This is a genomic window from Martelella sp. FOR1707, assembly GCF_053484265.1.
In genome coordinates, this window is record NZ_JBAKFP010000003.1 from 269,183 (window position 1) to 290,097 (window position 20,915).

Annotated in this window: 21 protein-coding genes and 1 pseudogene; 12 read left to right on the forward strand and 10 right to left on the reverse strand. The window is 63.6% G+C overall.

The annotated features are described in order from the left end of the window. Positions 1-69: 69 nt before the first annotated feature. Positions 70-444, forward strand: a pseudogene (locus V6765_RS09170) (IS66 family transposase); the annotation flags it as partial. A gap of 172 nt (positions 445-616) precedes the next feature. Here V6765_RS09170 and pobA read toward each other — a convergent pair. After that, positions 617-1,786, reverse strand: coding sequence for a 4-hydroxybenzoate 3-monooxygenase (gene pobA / locus V6765_RS09175; RefSeq protein ID WP_448427964.1), 1,170 nt, complete (start codon positions 1,784-1,786; stop codon positions 617-619). Between the two features lie 190 nt (positions 1,787-1,976). On the opposite strand from pobA, the gene V6765_RS09180 reads away from it, so the two are divergent. The 9 genes from V6765_RS09180 to V6765_RS09220 all read left to right on the forward strand — a co-directional run bounded on the left by V6765_RS09180 (position 1,977) and on the right by V6765_RS09220 (position 11,457). Further along, the gene (locus V6765_RS09180) at positions 1,977-2,741 is read left to right on the forward strand and encodes an SDR family NAD(P)-dependent oxidoreductase (protein ID WP_448427966.1); all 765 of its coding nucleotides are present in this window, start codon (positions 1,977-1,979) and stop codon (positions 2,739-2,741) included. A gap of 28 nt (positions 2,742-2,769) precedes the next feature. After that, entirely contained in the window at positions 2,770-3,552 is a 783-nt protein-coding gene (locus V6765_RS09185) for a crotonase/enoyl-CoA hydratase family protein (protein ID WP_448427968.1), read from the forward strand. 83 nt (positions 3,553-3,635) lie between these two features. Continuing rightward, positions 3,636-4,685, forward strand: a complete 1,050-nt coding sequence (locus V6765_RS09190) for a TRAP transporter substrate-binding protein (RefSeq protein WP_448427970.1) — start codon at positions 3,636-3,638, stop codon at positions 4,683-4,685. Positions 4,686-4,688: 3 nt separating this feature from the next. Continuing rightward, positions 4,689-5,240: a TRAP transporter small permease gene (locus V6765_RS09195; protein WP_448427972.1), complete on the forward strand. Its 552-nt coding sequence runs from the start codon at positions 4,689-4,691 to the stop codon at positions 5,238-5,240. Beyond that, a complete protein-coding gene (locus tag V6765_RS09200) occupies positions 5,240-6,562 on the forward strand; it encodes a TRAP transporter large permease (RefSeq protein ID WP_448427974.1) in 1,323 nt (440 codons plus the stop codon). Before V6765_RS09195 ends, V6765_RS09200 begins: the two co-directional genes overlap by 1 nt. Positions 6,563-6,574: 12 nt before the next feature. Further along, positions 6,575-7,057 carry a MarR family winged helix-turn-helix transcriptional regulator gene (locus V6765_RS09205; protein WP_448427976.1) on the forward strand — a complete coding sequence of 161 codons (483 nt, stop codon included), beginning with the start codon at positions 6,575-6,577 and terminating at the stop codon, positions 7,055-7,057. 140 nt (positions 7,058-7,197) lie between these two features. Further along, entirely contained in the window at positions 7,198-9,015 is a 1,818-nt protein-coding gene (locus V6765_RS09210) for a feruloyl-CoA synthase (protein WP_448427978.1), read from the forward strand. An 11-nt stretch (positions 9,016-9,026) separates the two neighbouring features. Next, complete coding sequence (locus V6765_RS09215) at positions 9,027-9,902, forward strand: amidohydrolase family protein (RefSeq protein ID WP_448427980.1); 876 nt, start codon at positions 9,027-9,029, stop codon at positions 9,900-9,902. 1 nt (position 9,903) lies between these two features. After that, complete coding sequence (locus tag V6765_RS09220) at positions 9,904-11,457, forward strand: acyl-CoA dehydrogenase family protein (protein ID WP_448427982.1); 1,554 nt, start codon at positions 9,904-9,906, stop codon at positions 11,455-11,457. A gap of 62 nt (positions 11,458-11,519) precedes the next feature. Here V6765_RS09220 and V6765_RS09225 read toward each other — a convergent pair whose 3' ends face one another. From V6765_RS09225 to V6765_RS09245, 5 genes are all read right to left on the reverse strand, one after another. Further along, the gene (locus V6765_RS09225; protein ID WP_448427984.1) at positions 11,520-12,380 is read right to left on the reverse strand and encodes a helix-turn-helix domain-containing protein; all 861 of its coding nucleotides are present in this window, start codon (positions 12,378-12,380) and stop codon (positions 11,520-11,522) included. A gap of 119 nt (positions 12,381-12,499) precedes the next feature. Next, positions 12,500-13,561, reverse strand: coding sequence for a 4-oxalomesaconate tautomerase (locus tag V6765_RS09230; protein WP_448427986.1), 1,062 nt, complete (start codon positions 13,559-13,561; stop codon positions 12,500-12,502). Continuing rightward, on the reverse strand, positions 13,554-14,261 hold the full coding sequence (locus tag V6765_RS09235) for a 4-carboxy-4-hydroxy-2-oxoadipate aldolase/oxaloacetate decarboxylase (RefSeq protein ID WP_448427988.1): 708 nt from the start codon (positions 14,259-14,261) through the stop codon (positions 13,554-13,556). Before V6765_RS09235 ends, V6765_RS09230 begins: the two co-directional genes overlap by 8 nt. A gap of 3 nt (positions 14,262-14,264) precedes the next feature. Continuing rightward, complete coding sequence (locus tag V6765_RS09240) at positions 14,265-15,236, reverse strand: VOC family protein (protein ID WP_448427990.1); 972 nt, start codon at positions 15,234-15,236, stop codon at positions 14,265-14,267. A gap of 56 nt (positions 15,237-15,292) precedes the next feature. Continuing rightward, positions 15,293-16,030 carry a PIG-L deacetylase family protein gene (locus tag V6765_RS09245; protein ID WP_448427992.1) on the reverse strand — a complete coding sequence of 246 codons (738 nt, stop codon included), beginning with the start codon at positions 16,028-16,030 and terminating at the stop codon, positions 15,293-15,295. A gap of 251 nt (positions 16,031-16,281) precedes the next feature. Here V6765_RS09245 and V6765_RS09250 point away from each other — a divergent pair, with 251 nt between their 5' ends. Together V6765_RS09250 and V6765_RS09255 are read left to right on the forward strand one after the other, a co-directional pair. Then, a complete protein-coding gene (locus V6765_RS09250) occupies positions 16,282-17,175 on the forward strand; it encodes a DUF1932 domain-containing protein (protein ID WP_448427994.1) in 894 nt (297 codons plus the stop codon). 81 nt (positions 17,176-17,256) lie between these two features. Next, positions 17,257-18,459, forward strand: coding sequence for a LysR family transcriptional regulator (locus V6765_RS09255; RefSeq protein WP_448427996.1), 1,203 nt, complete (start codon positions 17,257-17,259; stop codon positions 18,457-18,459). Between the two features lie 3 nt (positions 18,460-18,462). Here V6765_RS09255 and V6765_RS09260 read toward each other — a convergent pair whose 3' ends face one another. Genes V6765_RS09260 through V6765_RS09275 form a run of 4 tightly spaced genes read right to left on the reverse strand, consistent with a single transcriptional unit; the run spans position 18,463 to position 20,907 of the window. Further along, a complete protein-coding gene (locus tag V6765_RS09260; RefSeq protein WP_448427998.1) occupies positions 18,463-18,786 on the reverse strand; it encodes a 2Fe-2S iron-sulfur cluster-binding protein in 324 nt (107 codons plus the stop codon). Between the two features lie 24 nt (positions 18,787-18,810). Beyond that, the gene (locus V6765_RS09265; protein WP_448428000.1) at positions 18,811-20,016 is read right to left on the reverse strand and encodes an NAD(P)/FAD-dependent oxidoreductase; all 1,206 of its coding nucleotides are present in this window, start codon (positions 20,014-20,016) and stop codon (positions 18,811-18,813) included. Then, positions 20,013-20,513 (reverse strand): GFA family protein, encoded by a 501-nt coding sequence (locus tag V6765_RS09270; RefSeq protein WP_448428002.1) that lies wholly within the window; start codon positions 20,511-20,513, stop codon positions 20,013-20,015. Before V6765_RS09270 ends, V6765_RS09265 begins: the two co-directional genes overlap by 4 nt. Continuing rightward, positions 20,494-20,907: a Rieske (2Fe-2S) protein gene (locus tag V6765_RS09275; RefSeq protein ID WP_448428004.1), complete on the reverse strand. Its 414-nt coding sequence runs from the start codon at positions 20,905-20,907 to the stop codon at positions 20,494-20,496. Before V6765_RS09275 ends, V6765_RS09270 begins: the two co-directional genes overlap by 20 nt. Positions 20,908-20,915: the final 8 nt, after the last annotated feature.

Here is a 20,915-nt window from a genome sequence, read left to right on the forward strand (position 1 = left end):
ATCTGGCCGGTTTTAACACTGATCCTTTGCTGAAAGCTCACGAGCCTTGTCCCTCACACAGCCTCCGGCGAGCTCTTCGATCTCTGGCACAAGACCCTGCCACGGGTATCCGGAAAATCGAAGCTCGCCGGGGCGATCCGCTATGCGACCGCTCGCCGCGCCATCTTTGAGCGCTTCCTGACCGATGGCCACATCGAGCTCGACTCCAACATCGTTGAACGGGCAATCCGGCCGCAGGCCATAACGCGGTAGAACTCACTGTTTGCCGGCGGCGGCGGCGGCGGCGGCGGAAAGAGCTGGGCACCGATCGCCACACTTCTACAGACGGCAAAAATGAACAATGTCGATCCGAATGCCTGGTTTACCCAGATCCTCGTGCGCATCGCCAACGACTGGCCAAGCAGTAAAATCGACGCCCTCATGCCATGGAACGACCACGTCTGAAAGCGGCTGCAATCCTTGGCCGCGCGCCGCACGGCCAATGCTTGCTTCATGGCGTCTCTTCACCATCGTCGACAATATTGGACAATCGAGAGAAAACACATGTCCCGTTCAATGGCCGTACGTCACCGCAGAAGACGGCTCAAGGCAGTAGGCCTGAAACGGGTGGACAAGCTCAGTAAGGCAGGCCGATATAGTTTTCGGCAAGCTCCCGGCGCGCGGTTTCCGATTGCGACAGGTGCAAAAGACTCGCCTTGCGCATCTGGCCGGCGAAGCTGTCCTCGTCGTCGAAGCGGTGCAGCAGCATGGTCATCTGCCAGCTGAAGCGCATGGCCTTCCAGATGCGTTGCAGCGCCCGGCCGGAATAGGCGTCTATGCCCGACGAAGAACCGGAACCGAACCGCTCGACGAGCGCATGGAAGAGATACCAGACATCCGAAGCAGCAAGGTTGAGCCCCTTGGCGCCGGTGGGCGGAACGATGTGCGCGGCATCACCGACAAGGAAGAGATTGCCCCAGCGAAGCGGCTCGGAAACGAAGGACCGCAAAGGCGCAATGCTCTTCTCGATCGAATTTCCTGTCACCAATCGTGCAGAGACTTCGCTCGGCAGGCGGCGCTTCAGCTCACTCCAGAAGGCATCGTCAGACCAATCCCCGACCTTGTCGGAGAGCGGCACCTGCACATAGTAGCGGCTGAGCGTCCTGCTGCGCATGGAGGCGAGTGCGAAACCGCGATCGGAATTGGCGTAGATCAGTTCGTCGTGGACCGGCGGGGTGCGCGACAGGATGCCGAGCCAGCCGAACGGGTAGACACGCTCGAATTCCTGGCGCTTTTCCTCCGGGATGGTGCGGCGCGAAACGCCATGGAAGCCATCGCAGCCGGCGACATAGGAACAGGTGATTGTCTTGCGCTCGCCCTGATGGGTGAAGCTCACGGTCGACTGCGCCTCGCCGAGATCGCCGATCGTGACGTCCTCCACGCCGTGAAATATCGGCGTCCCCATCGCATCCTGAGCCTCGTAGAGGTCTGCGGTCACCTCGGTCTGGCCGTAGACCATGACCTTGTGCCCTGTCAGGCCGGCGAAATCGATGCGCACCTGAAGATCATTGTCCGACAGCACGCAGCCATCATGGGGGATACCCTCGGCGTCCATCCGCTTGCCGACGCCGGCCTCGCGCAGAAGCTCGACCGCGCCCCATTCGAGAATGCCGGCGCGGATGCGGGCCAGAACATGGTCGCGGCTGGCGCGCTCCAGAATGATGGTTTCAATGCCCTGCCGGTTCAAAAGCTGGGACAGCAGCAGACCCGACGGCCCTCCGCCGATGATGGCAACTTGCGTTTTCATGAAAGACCTCCTCCGTCTTGTCGCAGGAAGCTAGCGCCGCGACCGGGGCAGGGGGAATGCACGATATCGGCAATGAATGGTAGTAATCGTGCATTTTGCCGAATATCAAAAAAATATGCGATATAAAAAACTGTTCATTGACAAAACAATTAAGTCGCGCTCTACTTCTGGTGGGAGTTGAGGAGATTTCATGAAGATCGAAGGTGAAGTGGCGCTGGTCACGGGGGCCGCGAGCGGCCTTGGCGAAGCGACGGCAAAGCGGCTTTCCGCCCGCGGCGCGAAGGTGGCCGTCATCGACCTTTCGGCGGAGGCCGCCGAGCGGACCGCCGAGGCGATCGGCGGGATCGGCCTCGGCGCGGACGTGACGGATGCCTCGGCCATTGCCGCGGTCTTCGACACGGTGAGCCGCACGCTCGGCGCGCCGCGCATCGTGGTCTCCTGCGCCGGGATCGGCACGGCGACACGTATCCTGCCGCGCAACGGTTCGCTGACCATCGACCTGTTCGAGCGGACGGTGAGGGTCAATCTCGTCGGCACCTATACCGTGATGAACATTGCGGCACGCGCCATGGCCGCAGCCGCGCCGCTTGACGAGGATGGCGCGCGCGGCGTGATCGTCAACACCGCCTCTGTCGCCTATGAGGACGGCCAGATCGGTCAGGCGGCCTATTCCGCCTCCAAGGGCGGGGTCGCCGCGATGACGCTGCCGGCCGCCCGCGAGCTTGCGCGCTTCGGCATCCGCGTCATGAGCATCGCGCCTGGCCTTTTCGAGACGGGCATGAGCGCAGGCCTGCCGGATGATATTCGCGCCGAAATCCTCGCCAGCGTGCCCTTCCCGAGCCGAATGGGCCTGCCTGATGAATATGCCCGGCTGGTGGAGCAGATCATCGAAAACCCGATGCTGAACGGCTCGGTGATCCGCCTCGACGCCGCGGCGCGGATGCCGCCGAAATAAGGCCACAAGAGAGACGACAGGACGCATGATGAACACCCATTCCGCGAGCACCGAAATCCTGACCATCGAGGTCGACGGACCGATCGCGACGCTGACCATGAACCGGCCGGAAAAGCGCAATGCCATGTGCGACGCCCTGCTGGATGCGCTGGACGCCTTCTTCAGCAAACCGCCGCAGGGCATCCGCGTCATCATCCTGACCGGCGCCGGTGGTCACTATTGCTCGGGCCTCGATCTTGCAGAACACGTTGCCCGCGATGCGGAAGGCACGATGTATCATTCGCGCAACTGGCACCGGGTGATGGAGCGCATCCAGTTTTCCGGCCTGCCGGTCGTCTCCGCCATGTTCGGCGCGGTCATCGGCGGCGGGCTGGAGCTCGCATCCGCCACCCATGTGCGCATCGCCGAGCCCTCGACAATCTTCCAGCTGCCGGAAGGCATGCGCGGCATCTTCGTCGGCGGCGGCGCGACGGTCGGCGTCGGCCGCATTCTCGGCCCCGACCGGATGCGCGAGATGATGCTGACGGGCCGCAAGTACAATGCCGAGGAAGGCCTGACGCTGGGATTGACCCATTACAGCGTCGGCGAGGGCGAGGCAATGGCGCTGGCGCGCGAGCTTGCGGCGAAGATCGCGAAGAACGCCCAGCTTTCCAACTACATGATGATCCAGGCAATCAGCCGGATCTCAGACATGCCGCGCGCGGACGGGCTCTTTGCCGAAAGCCTGTGCGCGGCCGTATCGCAGACGAGCGCGGATGCCGAGGAAGGCCTCAACGCTTTTCTGCAAAAGCGCGCGCCGGTCTTTCGTTAGGTCGGCTCTTTCGCCCGCAAGGAGAGAGGCGGGGGAGAACCACGCGTATATCGTCCAGTCAGTCTTAAGGGAGGAGAACCGTCATGACTGATCGTTTGAAAATGACCCGCCGCACGGCGCTTGCCGCATTGGGTACGGCGCTTGCCGCCCCCGCTTTCCTGCGCCACGCGCACGCAGCCGAGGTGACGCTGAAACTGCACCACTTCCTGCCGGCCATGGCGCCGGTGCAGAGACAAGTGTTCGAGCCCTGGGCCAAGGAACTCGCCGAGGCCTCCAACGGGGCGATCGAGGTGCAGATTTTCCCGGCCATGCAGCTTGGCGGCAAGGCGCCGCAGCTTGCCGATCAGGCCCGCCAGGGCATCGTCGATATCGCCTGGACGCTGCCGGTCTACACACCGGACCGTTTCCCGGTTGCCGAGACCATGGCGCTGCCCTTCATGGTCACGGACGCGGAAAAGACCTCTGTGGCGATGGACACGCTGATGCGCGAATTCGGACAGGACGAATACAAGGGCATGAAGCCGCTTGCCTTCCATACCCATGCCGGCGGCAAGCTGCACACCCGCGACAAGGGGATTACCTCAACCGCAGACATGGCCGGAATGCGCCTTCGCGCGCCCAACCAGTCAACGGGCGAAATGCTGACGGAACTTGGCTCGGAAGTGGTGTTCTTCCCCGTCACGGAAATGGTTGTCGGCCTTTCGAACGGTGTCATCGACGGTTGCTGCCTGCCCTTCGAGGTAGTTCCGGCCTTCAAACTGCAGGAACTGACCAGCTACTCCGCCATGCCCGCCCCCGGCGCACGCGGCATCTACACCAACACCTTCTCGCTGGTGATGAACGAGCGCGCCTATGAGGCCATGCCCGAGGACGCCCGCAAGGTTCTCGATGCCCATTCCGGCCCGGAATTGTCGAAGCGCCTCGGCATCTCCTTCGACCAGGCCGAGGCCGCCGGCGAAAACGTCGTCAGGGATCATGGCAACGAGATCGTCGAGATTCCCGCGGACGTGATCGCCGAATGGCGCAAGGTTTCCGAACCGATTGCGACCAACTGGCAGAAGAAGCTCGACGACAAGGGCTATGACGGCGCGGCCATTCTCAAGCGCGCCAACGACCTTCTGGATCAGGGCTGATTGATGGCGGAGCAAATCCCATCCAGTCCCGGCAAGCGGGGGGCATCGCGCCCCCGCTTCGTCTGGCTCTACCGGCTTTGCCTCGTCGCCGCTGGCGCGGGCGGGCTTGCCGCCTTCGCGGCCGCGCTGATGGTCACGCTTTCCGTGCTGATGCGCATTTTCGGCTTTGGCGGCATTCGCGGTGATTTCGAAGCCGTCGAACTCGTCTGCGCGGCCTGCGCCTCGCTGTTCCTGCCCTACTGTCAATTTACCAAAGGCCATGTGATGGTGGATCTGTTCACCAACTGGCTTCCCGCCGCCGGCCAGCGCCGTCTCGACGGGTTCTGGACCGTGCTGTTCGGTATCGGCTGGTCGATCATCTGCTGGCGGCTCATCCATGGCCTCGAGACAATCTACGGCTATGGCGACCGCACCATGCTGCTCGGTTTTCCTGTGTGGCTGGTCTATGTGCCCGCTGTTACCGGAACCGGGCTTTCGGCGCTCGTCGCCTTCATCACCGGCATTGACGATCTGGTCAATGCCCGCGCACGCGATCCCATGACGGAGGGCGCGTGATGGAACCGATGGCCATTGCGCTTGGCATGATCGTCATCCTGCTGGCGCTGATCTTCCTCAGAATGCCGATCGCCCTTGCCATGGGCGCTGTCGGCGCGGCGGGCTATATCCTGCTCGGCGGCGCCTCGAGCCTGATCTTCTATCTCGACACCGCCTGGGTCGACAAGTTCATGTCCTACGAGCTGGCGATCGTGCCGCTTTTCATCCTGATGGGCCATATCGCCACCCGAAGCGGCATTTCCGCAAAACTTTTCGGCGCATCCAACGCCTGGATCGGTCATTTCCGCGGCGGCCTCGCCATGGCGGCCGTTGCCGGCTGCGCCATGTTCGGCTCGATCTCCGGTTCGTCGCTCGCCACCGCCTCCACCATGGCCCGCGTGGCGCTGCCGGAAATGCGCAAGCACGGCTATTCGGGCGCGCTTTCGGCCGGCTCGCTGGCCGCCGGCGGAACGCTCGGCATCCTCATCCCGCCGTCTGTAGTGCTGATCATCTACGCGCTTTTGACCGAGCAGAACATCGTCAAGCTTTTCCTGGCGGCAACCATTCCGGCGACGATCGCGGTCATTGGCTTCTTCATCGCCATTGCCATCGTTGTCCGGCTCTTTCCCGAACAGGGGCCGAACCACGAGCCCGTGCCCTATCGAGAACGCTTCCGCGCCGTGCTCGGCATCTGGCACATTGTCGGCATTTTCATAGTTGTGCTCGGCGGCATCTATGGCGGCTTTTTCACACCGGCAGAAGGCGCGTCGGTGGGCGTGGTGCTAACGCTTCTGGTCGGCGTGCTGACGGGCGGCCTCACCTTCCGTGACCTGATCGGCTCGCTGATCGACACCGCCGCCGCTTCAGCCATGATCTTCGCCATCGTCTTCGGCGCCGATATCTTCAACGTGGCGCTGGCGCTGAGCCGCATGCCCACGGATATTGCCGCTTGGTTCGCACAGTCCGGCCTGCCGCCAATGACCGTGATGCTGGCAATCGTGGTTTTCTACCTGATCATGGGTTGCGTGATGGACAGCCTGTCGATGATCCTGCTCACCGTGCCCGTTTTCTTCCCCACCATCATGGCGCTCGATTTCGGCATGACGCCGGAGCACACGGCGCTGTGGTTCGGCATCATCACGCTGGTGGTGGTCGAGATGGGCATGATCACGCCGCCGGTCGGCATGAACCTTTTCGTCATCTCGTCCATGGCAAAACACATACCGCTCAAGACCATCTTCGGCGGGACGATCCCCTTCATCCTGTCGGAACTCCTGCGCATCATCTTGCTGATCGCGTTTCCGGCGCTCAGCTTCTGGCTCGTTGACCTCGTCGCGGGCTGAGAAAGGACAGACATGATCAGACCCGAAAAGACCGCCCCCGCAGAGGCCGATCGCAATGCCTCGGTCGCGACCGATGAACTGCTGCGCCAATTCATCGGCTACAACATGAAGCGGAGTTTCCTCGTAGTGCGGGAAGACATGCACCGCGTATTGGAACCGCTCGGCCTAAAGGTCGCCACCTTTTCCGCACTCTCGGTTGTTGTCGAAAACCCCGACATTTCCCAGTCGCAGCTTGCCCAGGTCCTGAAGCTGGAGCGCTCCGGCATGGTGGTTCTGGTCGATGCGCTGGAGGGCGACGATCTGATTTCGCGCAACCGCGTACCCGGCGACCGGCGAACCTATGCCCTGCGCGCCACGCCGAAAGGGCGCAGGCTTTGGGAAAGGGCACGCGCCGTGGTCGAGGCGCATGAGACGGCCCTGTTCGGGCCTGTTCTGAATGAAGAGGAGCGCACGCTTCTGCTGAGCCTGCTCCAGCGTGTGAGCCGCGCGCTTTAGACGAAAACAGTGGTCGCCCGAAAAGACGACCCGCAACACAAGACGACGAAAAGCCGGAGGAGGCTTTTCGCTCTCGCCGAACCGTTTGAAAGGAGAGGTTTGCCGCGGCCTTGCGCCCGGAAACCTCGGGAGGAACAGACATGGACGTTCGCGCAAAGGAACTGACGCTCGTCGCGCATTCGGTCAACATCGAAAAGCGCGCGGATGGCGCGCTGATCGCCAAGTCCAACGTGCCGCTCGACCCCGTCGTCAACCACACCGGCGAATGGCTTGAAAAATGGGCGAAAGAAGCGCCGAACCGTGTTTTCCTGGCCGAAAGGTCGGGTAGCGGCTGGCGCGAGCATGGATACCGCGAAGTGCTGGAGATCGTGCGCGCGCTCGCCGCCGGGCTTCTGGCGATGGGACTCGGGCCGGAACGGCCGATCCTGATCATGTCCGGCAATGGCGTCAACCACGCGCTTCTGTCCTTTGCCGCGCAATATGCCGGCATTCCAACTGCGCCGCTCGCCGAACAATATTCGCTGATCGAGGAGGCCCATGGACGGCTCGCCTACGCGATCGCCAAGATCAACCCGGCGCTCGCCTTTGTCGATGATGCGGGCAAGTTTGCCGCCGCCCTCTCCCATCCGGAGTTCGATGATATTCCGGTCGTCGCGGTGACGACCGAAGGCGCGCCGCGCCCCGTCATTGCCTTTTCCGACCTGATGAAAGGCGATCCGGGCGTGGACCTTGAAGCCGCCCATGCGAAGGTCGGACCTGACACGCTGGCGAAACTGCTCTTCACCTCGGGCTCCACCTCCAATCCCAAGGCGGTGATGACCACGCAACGCATGATGTGCGCCAACCAGAGCCAGATGGCCTCGGTGCTGCCCTTCATCAAGGAGCGTCCGCCGGTGATCTGCGACTGGTTGCCCTGGAACCACGTCTTCGGCGGCTCGCACAATGTCAACATGATGCTCGCCCATGGCGGCAGCCTCTATATCGACCACGGCAAGCCGACGGCGCGCGACATCGCCACCAGCATCGAGAACACCAAGATGCATCCGGGCAATCTCGCCTTCAACGTGCCGGTTGGTTTTTCCATGCTGGTCCACGCCATGGAGAAGGATCTTGCGCTGCGCGAAGCCTTCTTCGGCGATCTCGACATGCTGTTTTACGCCGGCGCCTCGCTGCCGCAGGATATCTGGACCAGACTTGAGGATATGGCGATGGAGGTACAGGGCCGCCTGCCGCTGATGATCGCCTCCTGGGGTATGACCGAGACCGCGCCAGCTGCCATCATGCTGCACGAACAGATCGGCCGGTCCGGCGTAATTGGCGTGCCGCTTCCGGGAACCGAGATCAAGCTGATGCCCGATGAGGACATGCGCTGCGAACTGCGGGTCAAGGGCATCAATGTCATGCCCGGCTATTTCGGCGACCCGGAAAAGACCGCCGAAAGCTTCGACGAGGAAGGCTTTCTCATCACCGGCGATGCGCTGCGCTTCGTTGACCCCGAGGACTACGATCGGGGGCTTTATTTCGACGGCCGTGTCTCGGAGGATTTCAAGCTGATGACCGGGACCTGGGTACAGGCCGGCCGCCTGCGGCTCGACGCGCTGGAGGCGCTGAAGGGCCGGGTACGCGATGTCGTCGTCTGCGGCCATGATCGCGGCGAGATCGGCCTCTTCATCTTTCCCCATCCGGACGCCGTGCATGACGGCAACACATCGGAGGGCGCGGTCATCGACGCCCATCTGCAGGCCGCGATCCACTGGGAGCTTCGGCTTCTGGCGCGCAAGGCCACCGGCTCGGCCCGGCGCATCGCCCGCGCCATTATTCTCGCCGAGCCGCCGAGCCTGAAGGATGGCGAGGTCACCGACAAGGGGTCGCTCAACACCCGCAAGATCATCACCCGCCGGGCCGAGCTTCTGGAACGGCTTTATGATAATCAGGATCCGGCCCTGATCCGGGTCTGAAGGACAAAGACATGGTTGATTTTTCCAAGGTACGCGCCATCGATTTCCATACCCACGCCGAGGAAAGCTGCGGCTGCCACGCCGATGACGGCTATGACGAGCTGCAGTCGGCGATGGCGAAATATTTCAACGCGCCCTGGTCGCATCCGCCGACCATTCCGGAAACCGCCGCGCATTACCGCAAGATGAACATCGCCGCGGTGATCTTCCCCGTCGATGCCGAACGCGAGACCGGCTATCGCCGCTACAACAATTACGAGGTGGCCGAGGCCTGCGCCAAGGAGAGCGATATCCTGATCCCCTTCGCCTCGATCGATCCGGCCAAGGGCAAGCTCGGCGCGCGCGAGGCCCGCGATCTGGTGGAAAACCACGGCGTCCAGGGCTTCAAGTTCCATCCCACCATGCAGGGCTTCTACCCCAATGACCGGATGGCCTATCCACTTTATGAAGCGATTGCCGAGACCGGCAAGCCGGCGCTGTTCCACACCGGCCAGACCGGCGTCGGCTCGGGTATGAAAGGCGGCAACGGCATGCGGCTGAAATATTCCGATCCAATGTATATCGACGATGTCGCGGTCGATTTTCCCGATATGCCGATCATTCTCGCCCATCCCTCCTTCCCCTGGCAGGAAGAATCGCTGGCGGTCGCCCAGCACAAGCCGAATGTCTATATCGATCTCTCCGGCTGGAGCCCGAAATATTTCCCCGAAATCCTGGTGCGCTACGCCAACACGCTTTTGAAGAAGAAGATGCTGTTCGGTTCCGACTGGCCGATGATCGCGCCGGAGAAATGGCTCGACGCCTTCGACAAGGCGGCCTTCCGCGACGAGGTGCGGCCGCTGATCCTGAAGGAAAACGCCATGCGGCTTCTGGGCGTGGAGGCCTGAAATGATCCCGTTTTCGGCCCCCGTTGACGATATCCTGTTCTCGCTGCGCGATGTCGCTGGCGCCGACCGTCTTCCCGACTGGGACAACGCGCTGGCCAGCGAGATCATCGGCCATTTTGCCGATTTCGCCGAAGGCGTGATCGCCCCGATCAACGCCACGGGCGATGCCGAGGGCTGCCGGCTGGAGAATGGCCGGGTGAAGATGCCGGAAGGCTTCGCCGATGCCTTTCGCCAGCTGGCGGACGGCGGCTGGCAGGGGCTCACCGCACCGGAAGAATTCGGCGGCATGGGGCTTTCGCCTGTTATCGCGTCCGCCGTCTCGGAAATCTTTTCGGGCGCCAACCATGCGCTGCAGATGGTGACGGGCCTCGTGCCCGGCGCTGCTGAGACGCTCCTCCACTTCGGGACCGAAACGCAGCAGCAAGCGTGGATCCCTCGGCTTGCCTCCGGCGAGGCGCTTTCGACCATGTGCCTCACCGAGCCCGGCGCCGGCTCCGATCTCTCCCGCATCCGCACCGTGGGGCGCAGGGACGGCGCGGCCTTTCGGCTGGACGGCGAAAAGATATTCATCTCGGGCGGAGACCAGGACATCTCCGACAACATTCTGCATCTCGTCCTCGCGCGCACGGGCGCTGCCGCTGACGGCGTAAAGGGCCTGTCGCTGTTCCTCTGCGACAGACAGAGCGCCGGCGACACGATCAGGATCACGCGGATCGAAGAGAAGCTCGGCCTCCATGCCTCACCCACCTGCCAGATGGTGTTCGACGGCACACCGGCCGAACTGATCGGCGTCGAGGGCGAAGGCCTGAAGGCGATGTTCACGGTGATGAACCACGCCCGCATCGATGTTTCGCTGCAGGGCGTCGCCCATGCCGCGCGCGCCTCGGCCATTGCAACGGCCTATGCCGGCGAGCGCCAGCAGGGCCGCAAGGCAGACGGCAGCCCGGCCATGCTCTCGGACCATGCCGACGTGCGCCGGATGCTCAATGAACAACGGGCGCTCGCCCTCGGCAGCCGCGCCATGTGCCATGTGGCGCTGGTGGAAATGGCGCTTGGCGCCCGCCCGGCGCTCGTTGACTTCCTCACGCCCGTGTGCAAGCTGTTTGCCTCCGAGGCCGGCATCCGGGCCGCCGATCTCGGTATTCAGGTGCTCGGCGGCTATGGCTATCTGACGGAATACGGCCTGTCGCAGGTCTGGCGCGATGCCCGCATCACCGCCATCTATGAAGGGGCCAACGGCATTCACGCACTGACCACGGCAACGCGCGGCCTGCGCCTTGAGGGCGGCGCAGGAGCGGATGCCTTTGCCGCGCTGATCGGCGAGCTTGCTGGCCCGCAGTCCGATATCGTTTCGCTGCTCGCCGCTTGGCAGGACCGGCGCGAGCGGCTGCTTGCGGGCCACGATCCCGCCGCCGAAGCTCACGACTTCGCCATGCTGACCGCCGAACTTTTCTACCGGGCGATCTGGTGCCGAATCGCTGCCGCCACTGATGATCCCGCCATGGCGGCGCTGAAACGCCACGTGCTTCGCGCCCCGCTTCCGGTCCGACTTTGAAGACACGCCATGCCAGGTGAGGTGGATGCCGGTTCACCGACCGCAAGCCGAGAGGCGAAGCCTCACTCGACCCGCGTGGAAAAGCGCTCGCGATAGTCGCTCGGCGTCACGCCCTGCAATGCCCTGAAGCGGCGCGAGAAATAGGAGGGATCGCGGTAGCCGAGCCGGAAGCCGATCTCCGCCACCGGTTCGCGCGTGAAGGCGAGCAGCCGGCAGGCCTCTGCGAGCACGGCATTTTCGATATAATCGGTCGCGCTCTGCCCGACGGTCTCCCGGCAGATCCGGCTCAGATGGCCGGTGGTGATGGAAAGCGCCCGGGCGTAATCCTGCGGGCGCCAGCGCTCGCCAAGATGCTCGGCAATCAGCGCATCGAGGCGTTGGCGCTGCCGGTCGTAGGGCGAGCCGGCCGTATCGCGCCCGCCCGCCTGTGCCGCCGCGATCGCGGCAAGAAAAGCCTCGGTGAGCCCAACCAGCATCGCCTTGCGATAAGGCCTAGCGGAGCGAAAGCACTCGGTAAGCTGGCGCAGGATCGCAAGCGAGGTCGTATCGGCGGCGCCGGCAAAGGGGCGTGCGAACCGTTCGCCGAGCTCGGCGGAAGCCGCAGCGAGGCCTGCCAGGACGAAGGCCGGCATCGAGATCACATGCCCGTCGGAGCCGCCGGCAATGCTCAGCGAATGCACCACCTGCGGCGCGATATACTGAAACCTGCCATCGCCGAGACGCGTGACCTCACCGTCGATGCGGATCACCGCCTCGCCGCGATGCATGATGAAGACCTGCGCCATCTGGCCGTGGCGGTGCGCGCCGATGTGCCAGTCATGCAGCGGCGCGCGATCGCGAAAGCGCTCGCAATGCACGACATCGGGAAAGGGGGCCGTCTCTCCGAACAGGCTGAAAACCGGAATGTCGTGCTTTTTCTCCATGCACGATATCTACCATCCGTCAGCCTTGCTGTCTTCGTTCCGAAACAGCACAATGCGGATCTTTTCTTTTACGGAACAGGATTGGCGGGTGGCGCGGCGCGGTCTTTGACGAGCGCTCTTCACGCTTCCCGCGCAAACACCCGTCCGTCAAACAGCTTGCGGGCCGTGCGTCGATTGCCCGCGCCGAGGATGTCGCCCTCGGGGCCTATGTCGAGAAACACATCCAGCACGCCGGTCGGATGCTCGATCAGATAATTGCCGTCATCGGGCTGACACGCCAGATCTACGGCTACCGAACCTTCGATACGCGTCGCCGTTGCCACCGAGATGGCGGCGAACACGCCGATGGCGGCATGGACGCGGTGGGGAATGAAGGAACGCGTGGCAATCGAGCCGCCATTTTCCGGCGCCGAGACCAGCGTCATCTTCGGCACCGAGGCCTCCGTCACGTCGCCAAGCGCCATCATCGGCCCGGCCTTCAGCCGGATCGCCTCCAGCCGTTTCTTCAGTTCCGTGTCCTTTTCCAGCGCCTCCGGCTCTTCCTTGCCCGTCAGGCCGAAATCCTCTGCCCGCAAGATGACACAGGGCATGCCATTGTCGATCAGCGTCGCCTTCACGCCGTCGATCTCGTCCGCCGCATTGCCGGTTGGCAAAAGCGCGCCGCACATGGAGCCGGCAATATTCCTGAACAGAAGCGGGATCGCCGCATGGCCGCCCGGCACGCCCGCGATTTCGGCATCGCCCGCGTAATTGACCTTTCCGCCGGGCGTTTCGATCCGCGCCACCGCAATCTCGCCGGTGTTGACCATATGGATCCTGACCTCGGTCTCATCGCCCATCACCGGCACAAGCCCGCGCTCGATCGCCGCCGGACCGACGCCGGCCAGGATATTGCCGCAGCCCTGCTTGTCGCTCACCAGCGGCTTGTCGACGAAGACCTGCAGGAACAGATAATCGATATCGGCATCGTCGCGCGACGGCGGCGACAGGATCGCAACCTTCGAGGTCAGCGGATCGGCACCGCCGATGCCGTCGATCTGGCGCGGATCGGGCGAGCCCATGATCCGCAGCAGCAGATCGTCGCGTGCGGCCGGACCGTCCGGCAGGTCGGAGGCCAGAAAATAGGCCCCCTTGGACGAGCCGCCACGCATCCAAAGGCACGGGATGCCATCCTCAGACATATTTCAGACCCTTTTCGGCAAGACGCGGCCGCATGTCGTATATGTCGAGACCGAGCTCGCCGGCGGCCAGCCGCTTGCGCTTCATCTCCTCGTTTTCAAGACGCTTTTGAGCCGCCGCCAGCACCTTTTCGGCATCCGCCCGCCTGACGACCGCGACGCCGTCATCATCGGCGACGATGATATCGCCCGCCTCGATCAACTGCCCGCCGCAGATGACCGGCACGTTGACCGAGCCGAGCGTTTCCTTGACCGTGCCCTGAGCGCTGACGGCCTTGGACCAGACGGGAAAATCCATCGCCTCGAGGTCCTTCGTGTCGCGCACGCCCGCATCAATGATCAGGCCGCGGCAGCCGCGCACCTTTGCCGAGGTTGCCAGAAGATCGCCGAAATAGCCGTTGTCGCAGGGGCTTGTCGGGGCGAGCACAAGAATGTCGCCCGGCTGAAGCTGTTCGATCGCCACATGGATCATCCAGTTGTCGCCGGGCGGGGCGGAAATGGTGACGGCGGAGCCGGCAATCTGCGCGCCGCGATAGATCGGTCGCAGATCGGCGGAGAGACAGCCGATGCGACCCTGCGCCTCATGCACCGTCGCAACGCCCGCCTTGCCCAGTGCGTCGATGATGGCGCCGTCGGCGCGCGGCACGTTCTGGATCACATAGCCGGGGGTTCCGGGCGCCAGTTTGAGATTGTCCGTGCTCATCCTTCACTCCTTGCCGGCGACCGGCGGCGTGCCGTGGGTGTGGAAGCTCTCGATAGTCTTCAGTCCCCAGGCCTGGCCCTTCTTGCGGTCGGCCTCGGTCCAGCAGACCGGCTGCCAATCGGGCGCGAGCACAAGCCGCGACCCGGCATTGGCCAGTTCGACGCGGTTGCCTGCCGGCTCCCACACATACAGGAAGAACGTGCCCTGAATGGCGTGCTTGTGCGGCCCGGTCTCGATGTGGACGCCGTTCTGCAGAAAAATATCGGCGGCGCGCAGAATGTCCTCGCGCTGGTCGGTGGCATAGGTCACGTGATGCAGCCGGCCATTGCCGCCGCCATGCTCTTCGGTGCAGGCGAGATCATAGCTCTTGTTGTTGATCGTGAACCAGCAACCGCCGATCCGGCCATTGTCGAGAAGGATATATTCCGTCACCCGCGCGCCGAGGCAGGTGATCATGAAGCGCCGGAACTCGGTGACGTCTTCCGCAAGCAGGTTGATATGGTCGAGGCGGCGCGGCGGCATGCCGGTAAAGGCAGATGCCGTATTCTTCAGCGCCGCCTTCTCCGCGTCTTCCTGCGGCTCGTACCAGTTGGTGTCGTAATAGATCTCGAATTGATGGCCGAAGGGGTCCTCGAAACGGAAGGCCCGACCGTGGCTCAGATCGCCGTCATTCCAGCCGATCACCTTGAAATCGGAGGCCTCGATCGCCGCGACCCGGCGTTCCAGCGCTTCCGGCGAGGCGGCGCGATAGCCGATATGGGCAACGCCCGTCGTCTCGGATTTCGTGAGCTTCAGCGTCGCATATTCGTAATCGTCCCAGGCCCTGAGATAGGCCGAATGCTCATCCTGCCCGGAAAGCTTCAGCCCGTAGATCCGGGTAAAGAAATCGAGGCTTTCCTCGAACTTGTTGGTCAGCACTTCCACATGCCCGAGATGGGCGATGTCGAAGCTCGGATTTGTCGGCTGCGTCGTCATTCCTGTTCCTCCCCTTGATTGTTCATCTGAAGGCGTTTCCAGTCCGCCGCGCGACCTCAGAGCTCGTCGACCGTGCGCGGAAAGATCGACTGGAACCCCTCGGCATATTTGCAGTCGCGCCCCGATGCCTGGCCGCCGGAATTGCGCTTGAAATGATTGGCGCGGTTGATGGCAACGCGGGTGTAATATTCCCAGAGGTGCTCCTGACCCGCCATGCATTCGATCGCCGCCCGCTTCTTCTCCCAAACCGGCGTGATGTCGAGAAACGTATCCGGCTTCCAGCCCATCTGCTCGGTCTGGTGCGGCTCGAACAGATAGAGCTGCGGCGCGCCCAGCACCTTCTCTCCGGGGTTATGCCCCCAGGCCTGTGCGATCATCCGGCATTCGAGCGCCACCTGCGTGGCGTACATATGGTCGGTGTTGTAGGGGTCATATTGCGAGTGCGACAGCATGAAGGCGGGCTGCACCTTGCGGATGACCTCGACCACCCTGTTCTTGTCCTCACGGGTAAGCTCCAGCGGATAGTCGCCGAGATCGAGGCAGACGAGATCGTGGACGCCAAGGGCCTCGGCCGCCTGTTCGGCCTCCTTGCGGCGCTCCGCCTTTACCTTGTCGAGGGTCATGCCCTCCTGCTTCCACAGTTTCGCGCTTTCGCCGCGCTCGCCGAAGGACAGGCACAGCACCGTGACGTCATAGCCCTTGGCAGCGTGAAGCGCGATCGCCCCGCCGCAGCGCCAGACGAAATCGGCGGCATGGGCGCTGATCACGAGCGCGGTCTTGTTGGTTTCCGGCATGGTTTCCTCCGTTACTCCGTTGTTTCCCATCTCACGCCGGAGAGCCTGCAATGACAATTTCGGATTGCGGCGCAGGCATAAGAAATTGCTATAGACCTGCGCCAGAAATATTCGAATGGCTTGAGCGTACCCTCGCTCTATAGCTAATACTTATAGCCGCGCCGGGCTTTTGAATGGTCTTTGCCCGGCCATCCGGTTCTAGATGTCGGTTCCGGTTTGCGGAAAGGGCGGACACCAGCGGAGGAAGAGCCATGACAGCCATCGGATTTATCGGTTTCGGCGAGGCCGCACGCGCAATCGCGGACGGCTGGACGGCGGCAGGCATCGCCACGACCCTTGCCGCCTTCGATATCAAGACGCTGCGCGACGACACGGCAGAAGCAATCACCGAGGCCTGCGGCGAGCGCGGCGTCTTCTGCGCCCCGTCTTCCGCCGCTCTGCTGCAGCGAAGCGATATCGTCTTCAGTCTGGTCACCGCTGACAACGCGTTTTCCGCCGCCAAGACGGCGGCCGACCATATCAGGCCCGGCACGCTCTATCTCGACGGCAATTCCTGTTCACCGGAAACCAAGCGCCGCAACGCGGCGTTGATCGATGCCGCCGGCGCGCACTACGTCGATGTCGCAATCATGAGCCCGATCCACCCGAAACGCCACGAAACGCCGTGCCTCGTCTCGGGTCCGCACGCGATACAAGGCGCGGAGGCAATGGCAGGCCTTGGTATGAACGGACGAGTGACCGGCCCTGAGATCGGCGACGCTTCGTCGGTGAAGATGATCCGCTCGGTGATGATCAAGGGCACGGAGGCGCTGATGGCGGAATGCTTTCTCGCCGCTGAAAAGGCAGGCGTCAGCGCTGAGGTGCTCGCCTCGCTTTCCGCCTCCGATCCGCAGATCGACTGGCCAAGAAAGGCCGCCTATTGCCTGGAGCGGATGATGGTGCACGGAACGCGGCGTGCGGCGGAAATGCGCGAGGTCGCGGCAACCGTCAGCGATCTCGGGCTCGAGCCGCGCATGAGCGCGGCAACGGTTGCCTGGCAGGCGGAAATCGGAGCTCTTAGCATGGAGACGAAGAAGGACGACGGGCTCGCTGAACGCGTCGCCCTGATCCTTGCGGCGATGGAAAAGGACGACCGGGAAGAGTGAAGGGCGACACAAACCGGCCTTTCCGATCGCCACTTGCGTCGTGCATGCTATAAATCCGCCGAACACGACGCGGAGACGCCCTTGCCTTATAATCTTCGTCACCTCAGGGTCTTTCTGGCGGTCACCGAAACGCATTCGGTCACCCGGGCGGCCGAGATGTGTTTCGTCTCGCAACCGGCCGTAACCCAGGCGCTGGGCAAGATCGCAAGTCTGGCCGGGGCGACGCTTTTTGCGCGCACGCCGCAGGGTCTCTATGCCACCGAGGCCGGGGAGACGCTTGCCCGTCGCGTCAGGCGCGCTTTCGCCTATCTCGATCCCGCGCTCACCGATGTCGCGCCGCGCCTCAAGATCACGGTCACGCGCGCGCAGCTGCTGGCCCTGATCGCCGTCACCGAAACGCAGAATTTCACGCTGGCCGCCAAGCGGCTCGGCCTTGCCCAGCCGACGGTTCACCGCGCCGTCAGCCAGCTTGAGAGCGAGGCGGCCCGACCGCTATTCGAGCGCACGTCCTTCGGCATCGTCGCCACCCGCGCGGCGTCCGCGCTTGCCCAGGCCGCCCGGCTTGCCTTCGCCGAACTGGCCCAGGCCGATGCCGATCTGGCGGAGGCAATGAAACGGGAAACCGGCCGGATCGTCGTCGGCGCCATGCCGCTGTCGCGCGCCTGCGTTCTGCCGGACGCGATCGTCGCCTTTCGCGCGCTCGGCCGCGCGATCCCGGTCGATGTGCTGGAAGGCGATTACGACGACCTGCTTGCCGGGCTCAGGCGCGGCGAGACGGATTTCCTGATCGGCGCGCTGCGTGATCCGGCGCCGATCGGCGATATCGTGCAGGAGGAACTGTTTACCGACAGCGTGGTTCTGGTCGCCGGGCCCGGGCATCCGCTTCTGCGCGAGAGGAAGGACGGCACGCTGTTACAACCGACCTTCGAGGCGCTTGCCCGCTACCCCTTTGTCGTCGCGCCGGAGGGCACGCCGATCCGCAGCCATTTCAACCGCATTTTCGAAGACGCCGATCTTGCAGTCCCCTCGCGACTGGTGGAGACGCGCTCGGTGATCCTGATGCGCGAACTTCTGGAAAAGAGCGATCATCTCGGCTGCGTCTCGAAGCGCCAGGCGGAAGCCGAAATCGGCCATGGGCTGATGGTCGCCCTGCCCTTCGAGCTTCCGGGCAGCGAACGGCCCATCGGGCTGACGCTGCGCGCGGGTTTCCTGCCGACCGCCGCCCAGGCGCTGTTCCTGAAGCTTCTGCGCGAAACGGCGCTTTCGCTTTCCGGCACGGCCTGACGTTCAGGCCTGTTCGGCGGGAACCTCGACGGTCAGTCCGTCAAGCTCTTCGGTAACTCTCAATTGGCAGGACAGTCGCGACCGGCCCGGCTCCATGTCCGGCGCGAAATCGAGCATATCCTCTTCCATCGGCTCGATCGGCGGCAGCCGGTCGAACCAGTCGGCGGCCACATAGACGTGGCAGGTGGAGCAGGAACAGCATCCTCCACATTCGGCAACAATGCCCTCGACGCCATTATCGCGCGCGCCCTCCATGACGCTCTGGCCCGCAGCGACGTCAAGCGCGTGGCGCTTTCCGGCGTGTTCGATATAGATGATCTTCACCACTTCCGGGTTTCTCCTCTCAGAATATCAGGCGGCGGCGAACGATTTCAGGTCGGCCGCGGAAAGATGTGCCGGGTCGGGGCTTGCGCCGGCGGCCAGCAGACGCCTTCCAGTCATGTAGGCGCGCGGATCGTTGATCGCGTCGATGGCGATGAAGCGCCTGCCGGCATAATACCAGTGCGAGACCGCGCCTTCGCGCTCGCCCTTTCGCACCACCACGCGGTCATAACCCGCATTGAGGCCTGCAATCTGCAGCTTGACGTCATACTGATCCGACCAGAACCATGGCTGCGCCCGGTAGGGCGTTTCAGCGCCAAGCAGGTTCTTCGCAACGCATTCGGCATGTTCAATGGCATTCTGCATGCTTTCCAGCCGAATCCGGCCGCCGCCATGGGGAAAGCTGGCGCAGTCGCCGGCGGCAAAAATATTCGGGTCCGTCGTGCGGCCGTAAGCGTCCGTGGCAATGCCGTTGTCAACCATCAGTCCCGCCTGCTGCGCAAGCGCTGCAGCCGGTTCCACGCCGATGCCGACAATCACCAGATCGACATCGAGCGTCGTGCCGTCGGCCAGCTCCGCAGCCCTGACCGCCGGACCGCCGACAAGGCGGCGAAGTCCGGTCCCCTCGCGCAGATCAACGCCGTTTTGGCGGTGGAGCCTGCGAAAATAATCCGCCGTTTCCTTTGCCGCGACGCGGCCGAGTATGCGCGGCGCGCTTTCGATCAGCGTCACCTCAAGCCCGGAACGCGCGGCAATGGCGGCCGCCTCCAGACCGATATAGCCGCCGCCGACCACCAGAAGCCGCGCGCCGGGTTTGAAGCGGGGCGTCATGGCTTCCACATCGTCGATGCCGCGCAGGGTGAAGACATTTTCAAGGCCGCCGCCAATCGCCGCCGGCAGGCGCCGGGGACAAGCGCCGGTCGCCAGCACCAGCCTGTCATAGGCAAGAACCTGATCGCCAAACCGCACCTGTCCGGCGTCGCGGTCGATCGCCTCGACACGGGCGCCGAGCTTCAGATCGATGTCGTGCTCGCCGTAAAATTCCGGAGAGCGCAGAGATAGGCGCTCGCGCGGCAATTCCCCCAGCAGGAATTTCTTCGAAAGCGGCGGGCGCTGATAGGGCGGCCAGACCTCTTCACCCAGAAGCGTCAATGCGCCGTAATAGCCCTCGGCCCTGAGCTTTGCCACCAGCGACAGCCCCGCCTGGCCCGCACCCACAACCACGATACCACTCATCGGCCTTCCTCCTCGTGCCCGGCCATCCACCGCGCCCAGTCGTGCTTCAGCCGGTCCATGTCCGGTCCTTCCGGATATTGCGCCACGCCGGACAGTGGCGAGAGCCATGGCTGGCGGGAGGCGGTGAAGATCTCCGCCGCCGGAAAAAGCCAGGACGGATCGTCGAGCGTGCCGGGCTTGACCACCAGAACCGGGCTGTCCTTGCGCTGATGGGTCAGCCGCACGCCGCACGTCCCGCAAAAGGTCTGGCGGATCGGCACGCCCGAACCGCCGGTGGTCCAGCGCTCCTGCGGTGTGCCCTCGAGCGTCAGGTCCTCGCAGAAAAACATCAGGCTTTCGCCGAACGCGCTGCCGGACTGGCGCTGGCAACTTGCGCAATGGCAGAGGTAGAAGGTGAGTGGCGCCCGGCTAACCCGGTATCTGAGCGCCCCGCACTGGCACCCGCCTTCAAGCGGCAATGCCGGCAGGCGCGCGCTTTCAGATGGTGAGGACGACATAATCATCCTCTGTGCGGACCTCGAACACCTCGGCGCGATACGGCCCTTCCGCCAGGCTCTCGCCGGGCGTCACCTTGACGTCGAAGATCTTCACCCGCATCCGGCTCGGGTCGCAGTAGGAACGGCCGTTCTCAAGATCAAATTCCCAGCCGTGCCAAGGGCAGCGAACCATGATCTTCTCGTCCTCTGTGCGATAGGCGCCTGGGCCATCGGCATTCACAAGCGCGGCGACCCGGCCGTGACACAGTTCCGCGCCCTCATGCGGGCACTTGTTGGTGATGGCGGCAAAGCGGTCGCCGAGATTGAAGATGGCGATGACGCGCCCGGCGACCTCGACCCGTCTGGCCTTGCCCTCGGGAATTTCATCGGCCTTGCAGATGATGTGATCGGTCATGGCCTCTC